Origin of the sequence: Leucobacter rhizosphaerae (assembly GCF_022919175.1) — a bacterium.
Classification (GTDB): domain Bacteria; phylum Actinomycetota; class Actinomycetes; order Actinomycetales; family Microbacteriaceae; genus Leucobacter; species Leucobacter rhizosphaerae.
The window spans coordinates 3,284,087-3,301,012 of sequence record NZ_CP095043.1 but is presented as its reverse complement, the minus strand read 5'-3'; the positions used below and the strand labels follow the sequence as shown (position 1 = coordinate 3,301,012).

Here is a 16,926-nt window from a genome sequence, read left to right as displayed (position 1 = left end):
GCTTGATGCCGTGCACCTTTCCCGGGAGGTCAGGCAGCAGCCGCCCGGGATGGCTTTCAGTGAGCGCGCTGGACGCCATGCGCGCCAACCCATCACCCGAAATCGGCCCAACCTCTCGTGCTTTCAGCGGGACACCCATCACGCCACCTCCATTGGTTGTGTCCTGCACCGACAGGGACGAGTTAGGCCGGGGACGATGTTGATCCATCCCCGGCCACTGCAACCGCTGCACGACAGCAACGGGTCAAACACGACGGTCATTGAAGCTCCGCCTTCCGCGAGTCCTTCAGGTTCGCGAGCTCGGCGATCGCCCCAAGGCCGGCCCGTTGCACCATCCCCCACGCCTTCTGCAGTTCCTCGAGCGTGGTTGCTTCGGTCAGCCATGCGGTCGCGTCCTGTGGGGTCGCGATCGGCTGCACCGTGAATGGTGCACGCTTCCCGCGAGTCACCGTCAGATGAACAGTCACGGGCTCCGTGAGGTGCGACATGTGTGAGATGCGGATGCCGCCCACGGTCTGCCCGCCGAACTTCACCGTGGGGTCGCCGTAGAGCCGGAGAATGCGTCCCGGGTAGTTTGAGGCTTCACCGCCCCAAGCCGCGACCAGCACGCGCCGCATCGACTTCGACGGCTTGAACGGGCGGCCGGGGAACTCGACCAGGTGGATCTCCACCGGCTGCTCCGCGCTGCCCTTCTTCACCTCCGAAACAGTCACCGTCTTCGGTGCGGACTGGTAGTCATCGAAGTTCTGTTGGTCAGACTTCGGTTCAGTCGTTGTTGCGATATCCATTAGACCTGGATCTCCTCGCTCTCGTATTTGTCGTTGAAGTCGTACATCAGCCGCATGGACGGTTTGATCTTCGTGATGCCGTTCCGCAGGTAGCCGGGCCACTCCCCTGTTTCCATGCAGCGCGCGTAATCATCGACGGCCTGCAGCGCTTCGGTTTCCCCGAACCGGGCGAAGTCCTCGTGCTCATCAAACCGGATCACGTTCACCTCATAAGGTGGCTCCTTCTCCACGACGACGAAAACCATGTCTCGCTTCTCGCCCGTGATGCGTTCGAGAATGTCCATGTAGTGGCCGTACTGGATGTGGTAGCCGTAAGCTTCGACCGATCGCCGGAACCCGTTTCCCGATGCATCAACCGTGGTCTTCAGATCAACAACGAACCCGCCATCGGTCGGCATGTAGTCGATGCGCCCGCGCCGCTTCACCCCGCGCAGTTGATCGAAGATCGACACCTCCGAGTGGCCGTCACGCTCAAACAGCGCCCGCGACTCCGGCTCCTGCAGCACAGCCTCAGCCATGCCGTCAGCCTGCGCCGACTGTGCCGGCGTCAGGATGATCGCACCGTTAGCGCGTTGCTCCCGCTCCCATTCGACCGTCGCAGCCTTCGTAGATACGTTCCCCGAGGGCGTCAGGTGCTCTTCCGGGTACTCAATAAACCCGGCACCAACACCCAGCACCTTCGTGTGCACGGCCGTGCCAAGATCGAACGCCGGCCGGAACACCCGGTGCCCGTCGAGCACCTGATACTTGAACTTCTTCGGCGACTCGAGCAACAGCTTCGCGCCAGTCGATGAGAGCTCATCCTTCGGCGCGTGATACTCCGTCTCGGGGAGCCCGTATACGACACCCTCACGCTTCATTGCCAAGTTTCCGCTCCTCTCGTGCCATGTCGACGTTCGCGTCGAACCACATGGACTCGTACCAGGCGTGCCGGTCGTCGTACACGTCCCGGTCGCCGTCACCTTCAGCATCCTCAAACACGGTGTCGCGAGTCATGCGGGCACCTCGATCTCGTCCAGCGCATCAGCGAGACGGCGCGTCAGGCAGGGCCATTCGTCTCCGCACCATGCGCAGAACGTTTGCCCATCGCATCCCGGACGCCCGCAGCCACATCGCCGAGGCTCGCCCTCACTATGCTTCGCGGCCTCCGCGATGAGCTCGCGCTTCTTGGTGTCGCGGCTCATTTGTCCAGCCCCAACGCCTGCCGGATGGGACCGTCCGCGAGATGATCCCAAGCCTCATTCGCGAAGTCTGAAGCCGACCCGCCAGTCTGCTTTTCGGGATCATGATGATAGAGAGCAATGATGTTCGCGATACGTTGTTGCTCCACCATGGCGAGAGTCGCGTGAACATGAGCTTCAGCGACAAACTGCACCCGGTCGAAGTCGGAATAGCGACTGTCAAGCGGCTCCAGCAGGGTGCGCGCTTGCTCAGCGTGGTCAATTCGTTTGCTCATCGCCTGCCACCTTCTCTTCGATTTCTTCTGCGATCGCCCGTAGTACCGCCACCAGCGCGCGCGGGTTGCCACGTGTCTTGACCGAGTAGTTGCCAGCCGAGTCGATAAGGACTCCCGCGTACTCGTCCAGCAAGTACGCACCGCCCCGCATCACCCAGACAGGCGATTCCATGACGACAGCTGGTGTGACATCCGAGTCAAGAACCGCCTGACCCATCTCCTGCTGTTCGCTCATGCTGCCCATACCTCCTGTTGATCGAACGGCAACACGTACCGGCAATCCCGGCACAACCGTTTCGCCCGAAACGAGAACCGCTTATTCGTGGGTTCCGTGTTGAACGGTTTCCCGCAGTACTGACACACCACCTCGCGAGTGTTCTTGGCCATCATTTCCACCACCTTTCGTGCGGCGATACCGGGTAGTCCGGTTCACCAACCGGCGTGCTGGGGACGCGCGCCCACCCGCAGTTGCACTCCGGGTTATGACCAAACGGGTTCCGCGAATGCACACACCGTGTGACATGAGAAGGGGCCGGTGCACCGTAGTACCCAGCCCCCACATGGTTCACCTCAGAACGAACCTCACGAGTCATCAGACACCACCTCCGGCCAAATACGGCGAGCCCTCGTGATGCCTTTGTCCGTTAGGTCGAGGCCGTAGTCGCGCGTGCTGTCGTAGAACTGTTCCGGATCGACCGTGTAGGCGTACTCACCATCGAGGTTCTCAACCACCCACACCTCGCCGGGCTTCGCGTCATGCCACGGCTTCGGCTCAGGGTGGGCCTCGAAGTAGCCAGTAGCGGCGTCGTAGAAATGACGGGCCGCATCCGCTCGGCAGTCACCTGCCAGCTTTTGGCTCACTCCTTGCAGCCGCCCGGGGCCAAGCAGAGTTTTCGTCGCGGAGGATTCCCGAAGAACATCAACAAGCACATTCCCGACCGGGTAAACGACATAGTCCGGGTTCTCAGGCCACCGCCAGCGTCCGAGTTCCGTGTCCCGCTCATGCAGGAAGAACTCACGCAAGGCAGCCACCTCGCTATCTGACATCGAGATGTTGCGTCGCCCCTTATCGTCATAGACACCTCTTCCGCAGCGCGAGATCTCAACCCCGTTGCTTGCTACGAACTTCTCGCTCATGTCTCTTCTCCTGCCTCCATCACGAGCACCCGAGACAATGCCCGAGTCCACGCATCAAGTTCCTTTTGCTCGCATTCCTCTGATCGGGTTTCCATCCACCCGTTCTCTGCGCTCCCCGCAGAGCACCCGCAGCTACTCACGTTCGCCCCCTAGCAGCACTGCCAGGTCGGCCAACGTCATCACCACGTACGACTCACCCATCTGGGCCAGCCCCTTGCCGCGTCGCTTCGCGACCACAACACCAACCGCGGCGTCATCGTTGCCGCGCTCGATCTCCGCCTCACGCACCCACTCAGATGGGAGCAGACGCCCGCCGTAGTCCTTGCACTCCACGACCACACGTTTCCCGTCGATCGTGCGCACACTGCCCACATCGCCACGGTCCTTGCTGCCGTTCTTCGCGCGCCGCTCAATACGGTCATCGTCCAAAGCATCAGCAAGAAACCCGGCCACATGCGACTCGAACAACGAACCCGCCTGCTTCGCGCTCGATCTACTTCTGCTCATTGCGCACCGCCCGCCAGTACATGACCCAGATCGCTACACCAGCAGCGACATAGAACAGGACACTCAACCCGTTCACGGCCACCTCCCTAGAAAGAACTGCGCGACCCCCATCGCGAAGATGAGAGCCGCCGCCGACAGGACAAGCAGATAGAACGGACGCCAACCCCTATTCACGAGACGCCACCGCACGCTCAATCACGCCCTCGTACGTCTCCCCCACGAACTCCCGCAACAGAACACCCAACTCCCCATTCACCAGCAAGGCCGCGAGTTGCAACGACGCCCACTGCTCAACCTCACTGTCATCCGGATACACCGTCACCTGACGAGCCATCACTTCCACCTCTCCACCAACGAATACAAACCAGCCACCAGCACCCAAAACGGGACCACAGCAGCAACAAGAACCGCTTCCATCACGCCTCCAAAACTTGAGGGGTGGATGCGATGACGGGTCGTTCCATCCCGCCACCACCCATCTAGGTACGACCGCTACGCAGCCCCTCCCATCGGACAACCACCCATGCCCTGCAACCACCCCAGTGGATGCGAAATAGACGCAATCGAGCGTCCGTGCCCGTGGGAGGTTCTACGCCTCCACAACCAATCCCAGGCTCACGGGCTAACCATTCAGAAGATCGAGGCGTTCGCAGCGCTCCGGTAATCGCGGGCCGACTGCTCGTACCCGCTCACCGTGCGCTTGTTCATCAGCCACATCGCCGCCGTCACTGCCGCAACGATGAGATTGATTGGAGGATTGCCAAACACGATCTGGCCGACTGCGGCCCCGACATTCGCCACAGTCATGACCAAGTAAAACCAGCCAAAGCCCCGATTCATGCGCGCCATCTTCGCCGCCTCAGCAGCCTTCTTCTCGTAGATCTCCTTCACTTCGCCTCCCTCGTTGAAAGCGGACTATCCGCCGTGACGGTCGAGGATTCGAACCCCGCAACGCACCGGGTAACCCAGTCATGCGCCAGCACCATGCACCGCCTGTTACCTGTCAGCCCTGAATGTCACTTGCGCGGTAGACATACCCATAACCTGCCGGTTCGGGTTCCTGCCCTGACTCCATGTATCCCGCTTCGTCTAGTGCGGCGAGCGCAGCCTTCGCGATGGCATGGGCATCGTTGGCGAGAATCACTTGCATCGGCTCGATGAGACGCAGGCCCCAGATCGCACGTGCAATCGTGTCTTCCGCACTCAGGCGCGAGTTCGTGCTCATGCTGCTCCCCGCGAGATCAAATGACCCACTGTCGGCCCGTCGGAGGAATTGCTATTTCCCCGGGCTGCGACGAGTCGGTCAACCTCGGCTTGCATGCGTTCAATCTGCGAGTCGAGGTTCGAAGCGCGCTGCGCCTCCCACTCGGCCCACCGATTAGCATCACGATCTCGCCGTTCAATCTCAGCGAGCGCCGCCACCGAGTAAGGCGGGTCCGGGTCTACGCCAGGCGCGGTAACCCAACCTCCAGAAACCCACCGAGCTCGGCGGTCATCTACAGGCGGAGGGCATTCGGCGAACCCGCCATCCGCGTTGCGGAGCGTCCAAGAACGCCACCCGAGAGTGTGCGCATGCTTCCACGCATCCGTAATCACTGCGCCAGAGAACTCAAACCGCCGCGGGAACCGGCCATGAGGGTATTCGCCAATGGAATCCCCCTGTCGCAGCAACAGCATCTCCCCCGTCTGATCGCATTCGATCGCAACCGCTTTCTTGCTTCCCATCTCAGAACCGCCTTTCCTGTGTGTCGTGTAGTGGCGGTGACGGGATTCGAACCCGCAACGCGCGCCCGGTCTTTCGCCTAGGTCACGCGCCACCAATGCACCGCCTGGCGCGGCAGAGTCACCTCACCTCCGCACCATGAATTGCCTGCGGGACATACCGCAGGACTTTCCCACCACCACAACCCCCGAAGCGCACCCACCACGATGCGGACCAACGTCAACTAAGACGGGAACTGGCGATCTGTTAAACGCTTCGGCGCTACGTAACTGGCGACCCGGGTGGGGATCAGAATCCGCGCGACCCCTATCAGTAGGGGCAAAGCTATGTGTCGTGAACCGGCCAGTTATGAGGCCGACCGGCCCGTTTTTAGGTGCACTTGTTAGACCCCCACCACCAATGGGGTCGAACCTTGCGGTTCAGATCAGGCGGCAGCTTCCCAAACCTGCGCCGCACGCCCGTACTTCGTCAGCCGCGTCCGCTCAGTACGAACCACCAGACCATCCGCCTCCAGCTCCGTCACCGCCGCCCGAATCCGCGAAGGCGACCACCCGGGAAGCAGATACTCAAGCTCCCCTTGAGTGCGATTCCGGCCACCAGTCATGCACGCCATGACAGCCGCCTGAGACGCACACAACCGTGCCGAACGGCCGGCGTCCACCGACGTCACCGGATCCGTAGACCGCGACCGCGCCGCCACACCATCCAAAACCATGCTGCTCATCAGATTCCCTCCGTCTCGTTCAGTCCGAGCGACTTTGCCCGGTACTCCGCCACTTCGGACGGAATGAATGCGTTTAGTCGGCCTTGCTTTCGCGGCTTTGGAAACCCCTCGACGTTGCCGAGCGAGTTGTACACGGTCTGCACCGCCAGACCCAGAAACTCCGCCACTTGCCTCGTTGTCCAGGTGGGCTCGTAGCTCGTACCCGCGAAGCCGGTGCTCATGCCGCTACCGCCGCAGCTGGCCGCGTGAAGATGCTCGGGGTGAACTTCCACGGGGGAACACCCAAGGCTTCCGCGATAAGAAGCAGTTCGCTGAACTTGAACTCCGCCTTCTCCGCGAGCTTGCGGTTCAGGGTGGGGTACGGGATGCCGGTTTCATCCGAGATAGACCGCTTGGTGCGTCCGGAATCTTCGATTGCTTCCTGGACCGCTGCTGCGCTGCTGCCGGTTCGTTGATTGCTCATGTGAACAAGTCTGATACCTATTCGAGCAATCCGCAAGCCAGTTCGTTTACCAATACGGACACTTGCGTTGTCCAAAATGAGCAGTATGATGCTTATATGAACAATCGCCAGCGCTCAGAGACGTTTGCCCGTTACCTTGGACTCGAGCTGAAGGGCAAGATCATCCGCCAAGGCCATACCGCAAAATCCGTCGCGGACGCCATCGGACGGAGCCCGGCGGCGTTCAACCGCTGGCTGAATGGCAAGGTTGAGATTCCGTTGAGCGTTTTTGTCGAAGCGTGCGAAGCCATCGACCTCGAGCCCCAAGGCCTCGTCGAAGACGCATACAGCCGCCTATGCTTCGAGTTCGGCGAGCGCGACGGTTTCTCTTACCCCGCAGAACCCGAATCAAATGTGATTGTCGGTGGCTTCGGGCAGAATGCCGAGCTCCACGAGGATCGCCTAAAACGAGTCGCAGACAGTGTTGATGAGAACGACGAATCAGGCGAAGACCAAGACGGGATCTAGGGAGGAAACGTGGAAGCCCTTTACGACTACGCAATGGAGCTAGGCGTGCAGGTAGAGTTCACCGATCTTCGGCACCTGCGACGCAACGGCGACTACTGCCACGAGCTCAAGCTAATCCGACTGCAGGACGGCATGACCCCACGCAAGACACGCCACACCTTTGGGCACGAGCTTGGGCACGCAACGATGGGAGATGAGCCGTCGATGCTTCCCCACATTCACCAGCGGCAGGAGGACCGCGCCGACGAATGGGCGGCGCACTTCCTGATCGACCCGGACGCGTTTCGGGAGTCTGAGCAGCGCCATAACGGGAAGGTTGATGCCATGGCGGTCGACCTCTACGTGCTCGACAAGACGATCCACGCGTTCAAGCGCACCCTGAACCGAGTGGGCGACAGCCTCTACGTCGGCGCAAAGATGGGCGTCGGGCAGTGGGCGCGGCGTTTCGAGGTGGCGTAGTGGCGCGCGCACCCCTCGTGCTCGAGACACACGGCAAGATCACCCGCAAGAAGGTCAACGGCACGCCCACAGCATTCACCCGCTACCGGGATGCGGACGGCATCACCCGGAAAGTGCAACGCATCGGGCGAACACTCTCCGAAGCTGAACAGAACCTGCAGCATGCACTCAAGACCCGCCACATTGAGGACGAACACGCAGCGCTCTCCCCCGACTCCACGGTCGACCAGCTGATCGCCGAGTGGCTGGACGAAGCACGATCCGCGGGAAGGTATGCGGCCGCGACTCTGCGGACCTACTCTCAGCGAGCAGCGTCAACGATCACACCTGGCATCGGGTCGGTGCGGATTCGTGAAGCGACGGTTTCGAAGATGGATCGGTTCGTGAAGCTCACGACGAAGAACCATGGCCCCGGAACCGCACGGACAGTGCGCACCATTCTGGTGAACGCGTTCGAACTTGCTCTGCGCCACGGCCTCGTGGACTTCAATCGCGCGAAGAACACCGCGCCCGTGCCTGCGACGAAGAGCACGCCTGCAGCACCAAGCCTGGCAATGATCCGGGATCTACTGCCGTTCCTTAAGGCCCACGACGCGGCCCTGATCGAGCGCGGAAGGCCGGCGTATCTGCATGACCTCATCGGGCTTTACCTCGCGACAGGTGCGCGCACGGCGGAACTCCTGGCGCTTGAATGGCCGAGCGTGGAAATCGGAACCGATGTGACGAAGGTCAGCATCGAGGCAACCCTGATCGTGAATGAAGCGGGCAAGCTCGAAAGACAGAAGTTCACGAAGAGCGACGCTGGGATGCGGAGGCTCACACTGCCCCCAGCGGCCGCTCTCACGCTGCAGGAACGACGTGCCGCCTCCTACTGCCCGATCGTCTTTCCGTCCTCCACAGGGACGCACAGGTGGCCGCACAACCTGCGTCGAGAGTGGCGCGAGGCAGTTAAGGGAACCCAGTTCGAGGGGCTTACCCCGAAGTCGTTCCGCAAGGCTGTCGCGACGTTGCTGCGTGACGACATGGGCATCGAGGCTGCACGCGATCAGCTGGGCCACTCCGATGAGAGGGTGACGAAGGCGCACTATGCGCAGCGGCTGGCGGATGCTCCGGACGCTACTTTGGCGCTCGAGAAGTTCTTTCAAAGCGCCGAGTAAACGCCGACTTGGCCACCGTTTCGGATCTCACGCCGATCAGGAAACGTTATCTGATCTGGACTTTTAAGTCCCCCACTGGGACTCGAACCCAGACTGAACCGATTTTAAGTCGGGTGCCTCTGCCAATTGGGCTATGGGGGGCCTTCCGATTCTGTCAGACCTCGGCGGTCGATCCGCGCAGGTCAGCCGCCCGGGCGCCCTGCGACCCGCGCCACCCGCGCCACTCCGCGCCCGAGCAGACAGAGTAAACCCCGCCGTTGGGCAGAACGGCGGGGTTTACGGTTCGTGGGAGCGCCTGAAGTGCTCAGGGTGCTCGGCGACGGGCTCGGTCTGCAGCACCGAGCCCGTACGCTCAGGCGCCGAGCCTGGTGCGGAGGTTCGCGAGCTGCTCACGGAGCGCTGCAGGCAGGCGGTCGCCGAACTGCGCGAAGAACTCCTCCGTCAGATCCGCCTCGGCCAGCCACGAGGCGGGCACGATCGAGAAGAGCTCCTCGAGATCCGCCTCGGGCACCTCGATGCCGTCGAGGTTCAGTTCGCCCGGGTTCGGCAGGGTGCCGACGGCGGACTCGCGGCCCTCGACCTCTCCCTCGACCCGGCGGATGATCCAGTCGATGACGCGGGAGTTCTCGCCGAAGCCCGGCCACAGGAACCGGCCGTCGGCTCCCTTGCGGAACCAGTTGACCTGGAAGATCTTCGGCGCCTGCGCACCGAGCTTCTCGCCCATGGCGAGCCAGTGACCCCAGTAGTCGGCCATGTTGTAGCCGCAGAACGGCAGCATCGCGAAGGGATCGCGCCGCAGTTCTCCGACGGTCCCCTCCTGGGCAGCGGTCTTCTCCGAGGAGATGGTGGCCCCGACGAACACGCCGTGATCCCACGACAACGACTGCGCGACGAGCGGCACGTTCGTGGCGCGGCGTCCGCCGAACAGGATCGCATCGAGCGGCACGCCGTTCTGCTCGTACCAGTCCTGCGCGAGGGTGGGGGTCTGCTGGATCGGCACCGTGAAGCGCGAGTTCGGGTGCGCAGCGACGCGCCCGGACTCGGGGGTCCAGTCCTGTCCCTGCCAGTCGATCAGGTGCGCGGGCACCTCGTCGGTCTTGCCCTCCCACCACACATCGCCGTCGTCAGTGAGCGCGACGTTCGTGTAGATCGTGTTGCCCCAGAGGGTCTCCATGGCGACGGGATTCGTCGACTCACCGGTACCCGGCGCGACGCCGAAGAAGCCGGCCTCGGGGTTGATCGCGTAGAGGCGACCGTCGGGGCCGGGGCGGAGCCAGGCGATGTCGTCGCCGATGGTCTCGACCTTCCAGCCCGGGATCGTCGGCTGCAGCATCGCGAGGTTCGTCTTGCCGCAGGCCGACGGGAACGCCGCGGAGAGGTGGTAGGCCTTGCCCGACGCGGTATTCGTGAGCTTGAGGAGCAGCATGTGCTCGGCGAGCCAGCCCTCCTTCTTGCCCATCACACTCGCGATGCGGAGCGCGAAGCACTTCTTCGAGAGCAGTGCGTTGCCGCCGTAGCCGGAGCCGTACGACCAGACCTCGAGCGTGTCGGGGAAGTGCGTGATGTACTTCGTGTCGTTACAGGGCCACGCGACGTCGTCCTGGCCGTACTCGAGCGGTGCGCCGATCGAGTGCACGGTGCGCACCCACTCGCTGCCGGGGGTGATCCCGTCGAGGGCGGTCTGCCCCATGCGGGTCATGATGCGCATGTTGAGCACCGCGTAGGGGGAATCGGTGATCTCGATCCCGAGCTGCGTGATCGCACCGCCGACGGGACCCATCGAGAAGGGCACCACGTACATCGTGCGCCCGCGCATGGCGCCGTCGAACAGCGGCTGGAGCTCCGCCTTCATGGCGTCGGGGGCCATCCAGTTGTTCGTGGGGCCGGCGTCCGCCTCGTCGACGGAGCAGATGAAGGTGCGATCCTCGACCCGGGCGACGTCGCCGGGGTGCGAACGCGCCAGGAAGCTGCCCGGCCGCAGATCCTTGTTGAGCGGGATCAGCGTGCCCGCCTCGACCATCTCGGTGGTGATGCGGTTCCACTCGTCCTGCGATCCATCGCACCACACGACCGCGTCGGGCTTCGTGAGTTCAGCGACCTCGGTCACCCACTGCAGCACCTCGGCGTTGGTGGTGGTGGCTTCGGCGCTCACCAGCTCCGCGATTGACGTCTCGATGTCGACGACCTGGCTGTTGCCCATAGCGTTCGTTCTCCTCGGGTGTGGACCTTGGATGGTAAGAATCCGTCTGATATCCATTCTCTGCACTCCGGTTACCTCGAGTTCACTGTTTGGCCAGTAAACTTTGAGCCTTCTTGACATATAGTCAAGTTATGGCTCCCGACGCGACCCCGGCCCTCACCGAGACGGAACTCGATCGACTGCTGCTCGGCAAACGACTCCGCCACTTCCGTACGCAGGCCGGACTCACGCTCGACCAGCTCGGCGAGCGCGTGGGTGTGGTGGCCAGTCAGCTCTCGCTCGTCGAGAACGGCAAGCGGGAACCGCGGCTCGGCCTGCTGCAGAGCGTCGCGCGTGAACTCGATGTCGATCCCGCGGAGCTCCTGAAGCACGAGGCGCCGGATCACCGCAGCGCCCTCGAAATCGAGCTCGAACGCGCGCAATCCGCGCCCGGGTACACCCGCCTCGGACTCCCCCACGTCCGAACCCCCCGCACGCTGAACGATGACACACTTGAGGCCATTGTTGGCCTGCACCGGGAACTGGCCCGCCGATCCCGCGCCGCCGCGACCACCTCCGAGGAGGCCCGGCGCGCGAACACCGCGATCCGGTTGCAGATGCGCGAGCGCGACAACTACATCCCGGAGATCGAGCTCGTCGCCTCGGATCTCATGCGCCGGATCGGGCACACGAACGGCGCAGTCACCCACCGGCAGGTCGCGATGCTGGCCGAGCTGCTCGGGTTCACCCTGATCTTCGTCGACGATCTGCCGTCGAGCACCCGGAGCATCACCGACCTCGAGAACGGGCGGATCTATTTGCCGCCGGCGTCGATCCCGGGCGGTCACGGCCTGCGCTCTCTGGCGCTGCAGGCCATGGCGCACCGGGTGCTCGGACATGCCGAACCGGCAAGTTATGCGGAATTTCTCGAGCAGCGCCTTCAGATCAACTACTTCGCGGCCGCGTGCCTGCTGCCGGAGGCCCGCGCGGTCGACTTTCTGCAACAGGCGAAGCGCAACCGGAACCTTGCGATCGAGGATCTGCGCGACGCGTTCGGCGTGACCCACGAGGCCGCGGCGCACCGCTTCACGAATCTCGCGACGCGGCACCTGGATCTCAAGGTGCATCACTACCGTGCGGATGGCGCGGGCTCCCTGGTGCGCGGCTACGAGAACGACGGCCTGCCGTTCCCGAGTGATGCTTCGGGATCGATCGAGGGCGAGATGCTGTGCCACAAGTGGGGTGGGCGGGCGGCGTTCAACCGGACGAACCGCACCAGCGAGTTCTACCAGTACACGGACACCCCCGCGGGGACCTACTGGACGAGCGTGCAGACCGGGGATGCGGAGCACGGGCCGTTTGCGATCGCCTGTGGGGTGGCGTTCAACGACACCCGGTGGTTCCGCGGGCGCGACACGACGGTGCGGGCCGTGTCGACGTGCCCCGACGAGTCGTGCTGCCGCACGCCGCGCCCGGAGCTGCTCAGCCGCTGGGCCGGGAATGCGTGGCCGAGCGCGCGCATGCACGCGCACGTGCTGACGCCGCTGCCGACCGGCACCTTCCCCGGGGTCGACGATACGGACATGTTCGAGTTCCTCTCGCGACATGCACCCTCTGCTTAGAGAGAAACGCGCATCAGCGTTTCTCGGCAGAGGGTGCCGGGCCCACCGGCCCGGTCGGCGTAGAGAGAAACGCGCATCAGCGTTTCTCGGCAGCGGGCGCCGGGCCCACTGGCCTCACTCATCCCGAGGTGTGAGCGGAATCTGGGCAGATCTCGCCCGCGAACAACAGCAATCGCTCACACAGCCTGAGGTGTGAGCGGGATCCGGGCAGATCTCGCCCGCGAACAACAGCAATCGCTCACGCTTCCCAGGGCGCAGACCTGTGCAGCCCCGCCCCGCATACGCGTGTGGCCCGCAGCGAATCATCGCTGCGGGCCACACGCTGAGAACTGCTACGCCTTGGGGCGCGACGCGAACTCCTCGAAGATCGCCCGGGGCTGCTGCACGGCCTCGATGTTGACGATGTCACGGCCGAGGAAGAAGTGCCCGACCCAACCGCCGAACACGCGCCACTTGCGCTCCCACGTCGGGATCGCGAGACCGTGGTAGAAGCGGTGCGCGAGCCACGCGAAGTAGCCCTTCATCGCGAACTTGCCGGACTGGAACACACCCGTGTTCACGCCCAGTCCGGCCACCGCGCCGGCGTTCTTGTGGTTGTAGTCCGCCGCGCCCTCGCCGCGCAGATCCGCGACGATGTTCTTCGCGAGCAGACGGCCCTGGCGCACCGCGTGCTGCGCGTTCGGCACGCAGAATCCGCCGGGACCGGGGGTCGGGGAGATATCGGGAACCTGCGACGTGTCGCCCGCGGTCCACGCTCCGACGAGCTCCTCGCCCTCTTCGGTCGTGATGCGGAGGTTCGGGCTGGCAACCACGTGACCGCGAGGCCCGATCGGGAGGTCGGTGCCGCGCAGGAACGGACGGGGCATGACGCCCGCGGTCCACACGATGAGGTCCGACTCGTAGGTCTCACCGGTCGAGAGCTCGATCTTGCCGTCGACCGCGGAGGAGAGCTGCGTGTCGAGGTGGATGTCGACGCCGCGACGGGTCTGGTCTTTGACCACCCAGTTCGCGGTCTCCTGCGACACCTCGGGCATGATCCGGCCCATGGCCTCGACGAGGTGGAACTTCGTCTCGTCGAAGGTGATCTCGGGGTAGCGGCGGAGCAGCGAGGTTGCGAAGGAGCGGAGCTCGGAGATCGTCTCGATGCCGGCGAATCCACCGCCGACGACGGTGATCGTGAGCAGGCGGGCGCGCTCGGCCGAACCGGCGGGCAGCGACGCGGCGCGCTCGAAGTTGCCGACGAGGCGGTCGCGCACCGCGACGGCCTCTTCGATCGTCTTCATGCCGATCGCGTTGTCCGCGATGCCTGCGATCGGGAAGGTGCGCGACACCGACCCGGTGGTGACGACGATGTGATCGTAGGCGAACTCGAAGGGCTCCCCCTCGTTCGGGGTGACCGTCGCGGTCTTCGTCGCGTGCGAGATTCCGGTGACCTTGCCCGAGATGTTCGCCGTGCGGTTCAGGTGGCGACGGCGCGCGACCACCGCGTGGCGCGGCTCGATCGATCCCGAGGCGACCTCGGGGAGGAAGGGCAGGTAGGCCATGTAGGGCAACGGATCGACGATCGTCACCTCTGCTTCGCCGGCGCGAAGAAGCTTCTCGAGCTTCCATGCGGTGTAGAAGCCAGCGTAGCCACCACCAACGATCAGAATCTTCTTCGCCACGAAGCGGTCTCCTTGATGCAAGTCAGGATCGGTTCCATGCCCGTCGCGGGCACAGAAAAAACAGGGCGAGGATCGCCCATGCCTCTATTGTAGACCGGTCTCAGAGCTCCCGACGCGCATTCCACGGCCCAGAGGAAGAAAATCGATGATTCTGTCCGAAACTGGCACAGAACCGGTGCTTTCCTCTGCTTACGCCACCCATCCGCTGCGCTCGAGCGCGAGATCCCCGATGGGGTTCACTCCGGGCCCCGCAGCCAGTGCGTGCCCGATGAGCGCGTGCAGGCACTTCACCCGTGTCGGCATCCCCCCGGCACTCACACCGACGAGCTCGGGCACCTCGCCGACGGTCTCGCGGTCCGCGATGTACTGCTCGTGCGCGCGCTGGTACTGGGCGCGCACCTCTTCGTCCTCGGCGAGCAGTGCGTTGAACTCCGCCATCACCCCGGCGGCCTCCAACCGGGACGCCGCTGCTACCGCCTCCGGGTGCGACAGGTAGTAGAAGGTCGGGAACGGGGACCCGTCCGGGAGCCGCGGAGCGGTGGCGACGACCGTCGGGCTGCCATCGGATGCGCGGGCCGCGATCCCGACCACCCCGCGTGCCTGGCGCTCGAGTTGCTCGCTCACCGCGGCGATGTCGGCGGCAGTGGGCTCGGTGTACGGTGGCCGGCTCATGGGCTGGTCTCCTCTGATTCAGTCGTGGAAGATTCGGTCGCGGCGGGATCGGCGGCCGCGGGATCGGCCGCAGGATCCACGGCCGCGGGATCGGTCGCGGCGAGCTCGTCGGCCGTCGCGTCCGTGGTGCCCGCGCTCAAGAACGACACCACGAGCCCCTGCGCCCAGTTGCCCTGAATGCGCGACAGCTCGGGATCGGTATCCTCGACGGACTCCACGGGCATGATGATGTCGTCGATCACACTCAGCTGGGTCTCGCCGGGAAGGACGTAGAAGAGGCGATCCCGCGCCTGCGCTCGCACGTACACCGGATCCTTCCACTTCGCACGCTCCGCGTCGATCTCATCGACCGCCTCCTGGCTCAGCCGCACGCTCTCGCGCAGCTCGGCGATCTCGCGCTGCTGCTGCACGAACGTGGAGAGGCTCGGGCTCACGATCACGGCGCCCGCGAGCACCAGGATCACGACGAGCACGGTGAATCCGCTGAAGCGCAGGCTCGAGACCCAGGCCCCGAGGTCCTCGGTCCAGCGTGTCACCGTGTCGTCGTTTCCGTGGGGTGCGGGTTAGGCGGAGAACCGCGGGAAGGCGCCGCGGCCGGCGTACTTCGCGGCGCCGCCGAGCTCCTCCTCGATGCGGAGCAGCTGGTTGTACTTCGCCACGCGGTCGGAGCGGGCGGGAGCGCCGGTCTTGATCTGCCCGCAGTCCGTGGCGACGGCGAGGTCGGCGATCGTCACGTCCTCGGTCTCACCCGAGCGGTGCGACATGACGGCCGTGTAGCCGGCGCGCTGCGCGAGCTGCACGGCGTCGAAGGTCTCGGTGAGCGTGCCGATCTGGTTCACCTTGACGAGGAGCGAGTTCGCGACGCCCTTCTCGATGCCGTCGGCGAGGCGCTTCGGATTCGTGACGAAGAGATCGTCGCCGACGAGCTGGACGCGGCTGCCGAGGCGGTCGGTGAGGTGCTTCCAGCCGTCCCAGTCCCCCTCGTCGAGCGGGTCCTCGATCGAGACGAGCGGGTAGCGGTTCAGCAGATCCTCGTAGTAGGCGGTCATCTCCTCGGCCGTGCGCTGCTGACCCTCGAACGTGTAGACGCCGTCGGCGTAGAACTCCGACGAGGCCACGTCGAGCGCCACCGCCACGTCGCGACCCGGCTCGAGACCCGCGCGCGTGATCGCCTCGACGATCAGGTCGAGCGCCTCGGCGTTCGTCGGCAGGTCGGGGGCGAAGCCGCCCTCGTCGCCCAGGCCGGTCGAGAGGCCCTTCTCGTTCAGCAGCGCCTTGAGCGCGTGGTACACCTCGACGCCCCAGCGGAGGCCCTCGGAAAAGGTCTCGGCGCCCAGCGGCACCGCCATGAACTCCTGGATGTCGACGCCGGTGTCGGCGTGCGCGCCACCGTTGATGATGTTCATGAGCGGCACGGGCAGGGTGCTCGCGTTGGGGCCACCGAGGTAGCGGTAGAGCGGGAGCTCGGCGGAGGCGGCCGCGGCGTGCGCGACGGCGAGGCTGATGCCGAGGATCGCGTTGGCGCCCACGCGCTGCTTGTTCTCGGTGCCGTCGACCTCGATGAGCACCTGGTCGATGATCCGCTGGTCGTCGGCTGCGAAGCCCTCGACCGCGGGGGCGAGCACGTCGAAGACGGCGTCGACGGCCTTGGTGACGCCCTTGCCGAGGTAGCGGTCGGCGTCGCCATCGCGCAGTTCGTAGGCTTCGAACGCCCCGGTCGAGGCACCGGACGGCACCGCGGCACGGCCCACCGAATCGTCGGTGAGGCCAACCTCGACCTCAACAGTCGGGTTGCCACGCGAATCGAGAATCTCGCGTGCGATTACCGCGTCGATAAATGCCACCATGCGCTCCTTGGGGTGTCTGCC

Annotated in this window: 21 protein-coding genes and 2 tRNA genes; 4 read left to right on the top strand and 19 right to left on the bottom strand. The window is 64.4% G+C overall.

Annotated elements, in window-relative coordinates; all coding sequences use genetic code 11:
• Nucleotides 1-257: 257 nt before the first annotated feature.
• The 13 genes from MUN76_RS15205 to MUN76_RS15145 form a co-directional block, all read right to left on the bottom strand.
• The gene (locus tag MUN76_RS15205) at nucleotides 258-788 is read right to left on the bottom strand and encodes a hypothetical protein (protein WP_244685921.1); all 531 of its coding nucleotides are present in this window, start codon (nucleotides 786-788) and stop codon (nucleotides 258-260) included.
• Nucleotides 788-1,648, bottom strand: a complete 861-nt coding sequence (locus tag MUN76_RS15200) for a PD-(D/E)XK nuclease-like domain-containing protein (RefSeq protein WP_244688815.1) — start codon at nucleotides 1,646-1,648, stop codon at nucleotides 788-790. Before MUN76_RS15200 ends, MUN76_RS15205 begins: the two co-directional genes overlap by 1 nt.
• The gene (locus MUN76_RS15195) at nucleotides 1,638-1,784 is read right to left on the bottom strand and encodes a hypothetical protein (protein ID WP_244685920.1); all 147 of its coding nucleotides are present in this window, start codon (nucleotides 1,782-1,784) and stop codon (nucleotides 1,638-1,640) included. Before MUN76_RS15195 ends, MUN76_RS15200 begins: the two co-directional genes overlap by 11 nt.
• A 184-nt stretch (nucleotides 1,785-1,968) precedes the next feature.
• Entirely contained in the window at nucleotides 1,969-2,244 is a 276-nt protein-coding gene (locus MUN76_RS15190; protein WP_244685918.1) for a hypothetical protein, read from the bottom strand.
• Entirely contained in the window at nucleotides 2,228-2,479 is a 252-nt protein-coding gene (locus MUN76_RS15185) for a hypothetical protein (RefSeq protein WP_244685916.1), read from the bottom strand. The genes MUN76_RS15190 and MUN76_RS15185 overlap by 17 nt, the downstream gene beginning before the upstream one ends.
• Before the next feature lie 347 nt (nucleotides 2,480-2,826).
• Nucleotides 2,827-3,381: a hypothetical protein gene (locus MUN76_RS15180; protein ID WP_244685914.1), complete on the bottom strand. Its 555-nt coding sequence runs from the start codon at nucleotides 3,379-3,381 to the stop codon at nucleotides 2,827-2,829.
• 132 nt (nucleotides 3,382-3,513) lie between these two features.
• Nucleotides 3,514-3,849 carry a hypothetical protein gene (locus MUN76_RS15175; protein WP_244685912.1) on the bottom strand — a complete coding sequence of 112 codons (336 nt, stop codon included), beginning with the start codon at nucleotides 3,847-3,849 and terminating at the stop codon, nucleotides 3,514-3,516.
• A gap of 205 nt (nucleotides 3,850-4,054) precedes the next feature.
• A complete protein-coding gene (locus tag MUN76_RS15170) occupies nucleotides 4,055-4,222 on the bottom strand; it encodes a hypothetical protein (RefSeq protein WP_244685911.1) in 168 nt (55 codons plus the stop codon).
• A 296-nt stretch (nucleotides 4,223-4,518) separates the two neighbouring features.
• Entirely contained in the window at nucleotides 4,519-4,779 is a 261-nt protein-coding gene (locus MUN76_RS15165; RefSeq protein ID WP_244685909.1) for a hypothetical protein, read from the bottom strand.
• A 112-nt stretch (nucleotides 4,780-4,891) separates the two neighbouring features.
• Nucleotides 4,892-5,113 carry a hypothetical protein gene (locus tag MUN76_RS15160; protein ID WP_244685908.1) on the bottom strand — a complete coding sequence of 74 codons (222 nt, stop codon included), beginning with the start codon at nucleotides 5,111-5,113 and terminating at the stop codon, nucleotides 4,892-4,894.
• Between the two features lie 531 nt (nucleotides 5,114-5,644).
• Nucleotides 5,645-5,718: transfer RNA gene (locus tag MUN76_RS15155), tRNA-OTHER, on the bottom strand.
• Nucleotides 5,719-6,334: 616 nt separating this feature from the next.
• Nucleotides 6,335-6,556, bottom strand: a complete 222-nt coding sequence (locus MUN76_RS15150; protein ID WP_244685906.1) for a helix-turn-helix transcriptional regulator — start codon at nucleotides 6,554-6,556, stop codon at nucleotides 6,335-6,337.
• Nucleotides 6,553-6,798, bottom strand: a complete 246-nt coding sequence (locus MUN76_RS15145) for a helix-turn-helix domain-containing protein (RefSeq protein WP_244685904.1) — start codon at nucleotides 6,796-6,798, stop codon at nucleotides 6,553-6,555. The genes MUN76_RS15150 and MUN76_RS15145 overlap by 4 nt, the downstream gene beginning before the upstream one ends.
• Here MUN76_RS15145 and MUN76_RS15140 point away from each other — a divergent pair, their 5' ends adjacent.
• From MUN76_RS15140 to MUN76_RS15130, 3 genes are read left to right on the top strand one after another with little or no spacing between them, the layout of a single operon-like run.
• Nucleotides 6,799-7,305, top strand: coding sequence for a helix-turn-helix domain-containing protein (locus tag MUN76_RS15140; RefSeq protein WP_244685902.1), 507 nt, complete (start codon nucleotides 6,799-6,801; stop codon nucleotides 7,303-7,305).
• Between the two features lie 9 nt (nucleotides 7,306-7,314).
• Nucleotides 7,315-7,764, top strand: coding sequence for an ImmA/IrrE family metallo-endopeptidase (locus MUN76_RS15135; RefSeq protein ID WP_244685901.1), 450 nt, complete (start codon nucleotides 7,315-7,317; stop codon nucleotides 7,762-7,764).
• A complete protein-coding gene (locus tag MUN76_RS15130; RefSeq protein ID WP_244685899.1) occupies nucleotides 7,764-8,921 on the top strand; it encodes a tyrosine-type recombinase/integrase in 1,158 nt (385 codons plus the stop codon). Before MUN76_RS15135 ends, MUN76_RS15130 begins: the two co-directional genes overlap by 1 nt.
• A 67-nt stretch (nucleotides 8,922-8,988) precedes the next feature.
• Here MUN76_RS15130 and MUN76_RS15125 read toward each other — a convergent pair.
• Together MUN76_RS15125 and MUN76_RS15120 are read right to left on the bottom strand one after the other, a co-directional pair.
• Nucleotides 8,989-9,062: transfer RNA gene (locus MUN76_RS15125), tRNA-Leu, on the bottom strand.
• Nucleotides 9,063-9,273: 211 nt separating this feature from the next.
• Complete coding sequence (locus MUN76_RS15120) at nucleotides 9,274-11,121, bottom strand: phosphoenolpyruvate carboxykinase (GTP) (protein ID WP_244685897.1); 1,848 nt, start codon at nucleotides 11,119-11,121, stop codon at nucleotides 9,274-9,276.
• Between the two features lie 131 nt (nucleotides 11,122-11,252).
• Here MUN76_RS15120 and MUN76_RS15115 point away from each other — a divergent pair, with 131 nt between their 5' ends.
• Nucleotides 11,253-12,722: a helix-turn-helix domain-containing protein gene (locus MUN76_RS15115; RefSeq protein ID WP_244685895.1), complete on the top strand. Its 1,470-nt coding sequence runs from the start codon at nucleotides 11,253-11,255 to the stop codon at nucleotides 12,720-12,722.
• A 332-nt stretch (nucleotides 12,723-13,054) separates the two neighbouring features.
• Here the strand turns inward: MUN76_RS15115 and MUN76_RS15110 are convergent, their stop codons facing one another.
• The 4 genes from MUN76_RS15110 to eno form a co-directional block, all read right to left on the bottom strand.
• Nucleotides 13,055-14,386 (bottom strand): NAD(P)/FAD-dependent oxidoreductase, encoded by a 1,332-nt coding sequence (locus MUN76_RS15110; protein WP_244685893.1) that lies wholly within the window; start codon nucleotides 14,384-14,386, stop codon nucleotides 13,055-13,057.
• Between the two features lie 189 nt (nucleotides 14,387-14,575).
• A complete protein-coding gene (locus MUN76_RS15105; RefSeq protein ID WP_244685892.1) occupies nucleotides 14,576-15,058 on the bottom strand; it encodes a DUF501 domain-containing protein in 483 nt (160 codons plus the stop codon).
• The gene (locus tag MUN76_RS15100) at nucleotides 15,055-15,594 is read right to left on the bottom strand and encodes an FtsB family cell division protein (protein ID WP_244685890.1); all 540 of its coding nucleotides are present in this window, start codon (nucleotides 15,592-15,594) and stop codon (nucleotides 15,055-15,057) included. The genes MUN76_RS15105 and MUN76_RS15100 overlap by 4 nt, the downstream gene beginning before the upstream one ends.
• Nucleotides 15,595-15,621: 27 nt before the next feature.
• Nucleotides 15,622-16,902, bottom strand: coding sequence for a phosphopyruvate hydratase (gene eno / locus MUN76_RS15095; RefSeq protein WP_244688814.1), 1,281 nt, complete (start codon nucleotides 16,900-16,902; stop codon nucleotides 15,622-15,624).
• Between the last annotated feature and the right edge of the window lie 24 nt (nucleotides 16,903-16,926).